Below are 3,579 nucleotides of genomic sequence, written 5' to 3'. Positions count from 1 at the left end.
CTTCGGCCTCGCGCAGCAGTTCCAGCGCCGATTCCGGCGCGCGCCGCTGCAGCTCGACCCGCGCACGCACGAGCAGCAGCGGCGCGCGCCGGAATCGGCGCTGGAACTGCTGCGCGAGGCCGAAGCGCTGCTGCCGGGCGCCAGCGAACCGCGCGAACTCGCGCTGCGGCTCGCCGCAGTGCGCGCGAACGCGGCGACGAGCAGCGGTGACTTTCCGCTCGCCGCGCAGGCGCTGGATACGGCCGACGCGCTCGCGGCGACCGCGGCCGAGCGCTCGTCGCTGACCGTGCAGCGCGCGCGCCTGCTGTCTGCGCGCGGCCGCGACGCCGAAGCGTCGTCGCTGCTGCGCAGCGTGGCCGCCGACACGCTGCCGCAGTTGCACGAGGACGATCCGCTGACCGCGCAGATACGCGCGCAGCTCGCGGGACTCGATTCCACCGCCCGCGCGTCGGCGGTGCCGCACGACGCACCGGACGATGCGACGAGCCTCGCCGCACGGCTCGACGCCTTTTCGCGCAATCTCGAACGCGCGCGTGCCGAAGCCGGCATCGACGCGCCGGCGCTCGCCGTCGACGCTGCGTCGCAGCAGGCGGTCCGCACCGCGACGGTGCCCGCGAGCGCACCGGCCGCGTCCGACGGGACGCCGGCGCAGCTGCTCGCGACCGACATTTCGCGCGCCTGCGAACTCAATACATACGGCCGCTACCGCGAGGCAGCGCAACTGCTCGACGTCGCGCTGGAGCGGCAGCGCAGCGATCCCGCGCTGCGCCACGGCGATGACTACCGCCTCGGCGCACTGGCCGCCGCCGTCGCGCGTCACGGCACGGCGCCGACGCCGGATTCGGCGCTGCGCCTGAGTCACGAACTCGCGCGCGACGTCTGGCTGACCACCGACGCGAGCCGTGCGCGCTGGCGCGAACAGACCGCGATCGCGCGCCGGCTCGGCGTCGAACGCGCCGAATGAGCCAGATGAGCGAAGTGAGCCGCGACGCCCGCCGTTCGATTTGCACGGCGAGCGCGGCGCTGCACCATCGGCGCGGCCGGCTTCCTGCGGCTCGCGTCTCCCGTCCGGCGCGGCATAACGATACAAAGGGAAATGGAGAAATTCTGATCGCCATGCTCGAACCCGCACGCGACCGCGACGGTCGATGCCGACGCCGCTTCCGGCCATCCGGACGCCGCGCGTCATGACGGCGCCCGCGATCACCGACCTGCTCGAGCGCTGGCGCGCCGGCGAGGCCGACGCCGCCGACGCGCTGATGCGCGCGGTCTATCCGATGCTGCGCGAGATCGCCGGGATGCGCCTGCGCCGCTACGCGCGCGGCGCGACGCTGCAGCCGACCGAACTCGCCAACGAAGCCTATGCGCGGCTGCACCAGGCGCGCGCGACCGACTGGCGCGACCGCGCGCATTTCTTCGCGTTTTCCGCACGCGTGATACGCAACCTCGCGGTCGATCACGTCCGCGCGCGCGGACGCGACAAGCGCGGCGGCGACGTCGTGCTGGTGCCGCTCGCCGATGCGCACGAGCTGCCGCAGCTCGCACCGGACGTCGACGTGCTCGCGATCGACCGCGTGCTGAGCGAGCTGGAACGCGAAGACGCGGAACTCGCGCAGATCGTCGAGCTGAAATTCTTCTCGGGCCTGGAAACCGACGAGATCGCCGAGGCCTGCGGCATTTCGCGCGCGACGGTCGTGCGCCGCTGGCGTTACGCGCGTGCCTGGCTCGCCGCGCGCCTTGCGGATCCCGGCGCGGACGACGCGCCATGAAGGCACCGAACCTCGCCGAACTCGAACACTGGTTCGAGCGTCTCGTCGATCGCGGCCCGGCCGAGATCGACGCCGAACTCGGCGCGCTCGCGCGGACCGACCCCGCGCTCGTCGCGCGCCTGCGCAAACTCCTCGCCGCCGACGCGGCGCTCGCCGACGCCTCGACCGAACCGGCGATCCCGCTGCTGCGCAGCGCGCGCGAAAAGTCGTGGCAAGGCCGCGAGATCGGCGACTGGCGCCTGGGCGAACGCATCGGCAGTGGCGGCATGGGCACGGTCTATCGCGCGACGCGCCGGCAGGCGCCCGATGTCGTCGTCGCGCTGAAGCTCCTGCGCAGCGATCGCGACGATCCGCACCTGCGCCGGCGCTTCGCGGTCGAACGCAAGCTGATGCGCCGGCTGCGGCATCCGGGCATTGCGCAGCTCGTCGACGCCGGCGAAACCGCGGCGCTGCAGCCCTACGTGGTCATGGAATTCGTCGACGGCACGCATCTGCTGGCCTATGCCGATCGCGAGCGTCTGGATCTCGAGCGCCGCGTCGGCCTGCTGCTCGATGTCTGCGCCGCGGTCGCGCACGCGCACGCGCGGCATGTCGTGCATCGCGACATCAAGAGCAGCAACATCCTCGTGACCGCGGACGGCCGCACGAAACTGCTCGATTTCGGCATCGCCAAGCTGCTGCCGTCGCCGCAGGACGGCGAAGCGGTCGAGCGCACCGCGACGGCGCAGCGTTTTATCTCGGTCGCGAGCGCGGCGCCCGAGCAGCTCGGCGGCGGACCGATAGGCCGCACCTGCGACGTCTATGCGCTCGGTGCGCTGCTCTACGAACTGCTCTGCGGCGAGCCGCCGCTCGCGCTGCACGGACTGTCGCCGGGCCAGGCCGAACTCGCGATCACACAGCAGGTGCCATTGCCGCCGTCCGAACGGCTCGCCGCCGTCGCGCCGCGCATCGGCAACGCGCGCGCACGCGTTCGCGCCTGCACCGACCGGCACGAACTCGGCGAACGGCTGCGCGGCGAACTCGATCGGATCGCGGCGAAGGCGCTGCACAAGCAGCCGCGGCACCGCCATCCGACCGTCGAGCGTTTCGCCCACGAACTGCGCACGGCGTTTCGCGCTGCCGATGCGCCGCCGCCGACGCTGCAGGAACGCATCGGCGCGATGCTCGGCAATCATCCGCAGGTCGCGGCGGGCATCGCACTCGCCGGTACGGCGCTCGTGCCGCTGGCCTGGCTCGTGCGCCGCATGCGCCGCGGCGATTCCTGAGCCCGCGCGACACGCTGCAACATACGTCGGACAACGGTGTCAAAGCCGCGGCCGCGACGGCATCATGCGTCCCGGCATCGGCGCTTCCGCGCCCGTCGACCGCAGCATCCGGGACCTTCGCATGACCGCTTCGCTCAGGGACGAACCTGCCGCCGCGCCGCCGCCTTGCCACCGCACACTGCTGCGCCGGCTCGTCCCGCTCGCATTCCTCGCACTGACCGGCTGGCTGCTCTGGCGCGAGTTCGCGAGCTTCGATCTCGTGCAGGTGCAGCGCACGCTGATTGCGGTTCCGACGCTGCCGGCGCTCGGCATCGCGCTGTTCGCGCTGTTCGCCGTCGCGGTCACCGGACTCGTCGACCTGCGCATCGCGCGCTGGCTGAACCTCGACGTCGGCGGCGCCGACCTGCTGCGGCTCGCCCTGATCGCCAACGCGCTCGCGAACACGGTCAGCCTGTCCGGCGCGACCGGCGCCGGCGTGCGGCTGATGGGACTCAGCGCACGCGGCGTCGACCTGCCGCGCGCGGCGGCGCTGATCGGCATGCAGG

The 3,579-nt window shown here is 72.7% G+C and carries 4 protein-coding genes; all 4 read left to right on the top strand.

Annotated elements, in window-relative coordinates:
- Positions 1–964, top strand: a 964-nt coding sequence (locus VLF18_RS04660) for a hypothetical protein (RefSeq protein WP_325278456.1), incomplete at its 5' end; no start/stop codon positions are given.
- A gap of 223 nt (positions 965–1,187) precedes the next feature.
- A complete protein-coding gene (locus VLF18_RS04655; RefSeq protein WP_325278455.1) occupies positions 1,188–1,769 on the top strand; it encodes an ECF-type sigma factor in 582 nt (193 codons plus the stop codon).
- Positions 1,766–3,034 (top strand): serine/threonine-protein kinase, encoded by a 1,269-nt coding sequence (locus VLF18_RS04650; protein ID WP_325278454.1) that lies wholly within the window; start codon positions 1,766–1,768, stop codon positions 3,032–3,034. Before VLF18_RS04655 ends, VLF18_RS04650 begins: the two co-directional genes overlap by 4 nt.
- A gap of 121 nt (positions 3,035–3,155) precedes the next feature.
- The coding region (locus VLF18_RS04645; protein WP_325278453.1) for a hypothetical protein at positions 3,156–3,579 on the top strand (424 nt) is incomplete at its 3' end.

Origin of the sequence: Tahibacter sp. (assembly GCF_035481375.1) — a bacterium.
Lineage (GTDB): Bacteria > Pseudomonadota > Gammaproteobacteria > Xanthomonadales > Rhodanobacteraceae > Tahibacter.
The sequence above is the reverse complement of the archived record's forward strand: the minus strand, read 5'-3'. Positions and strand labels throughout refer to the sequence as shown.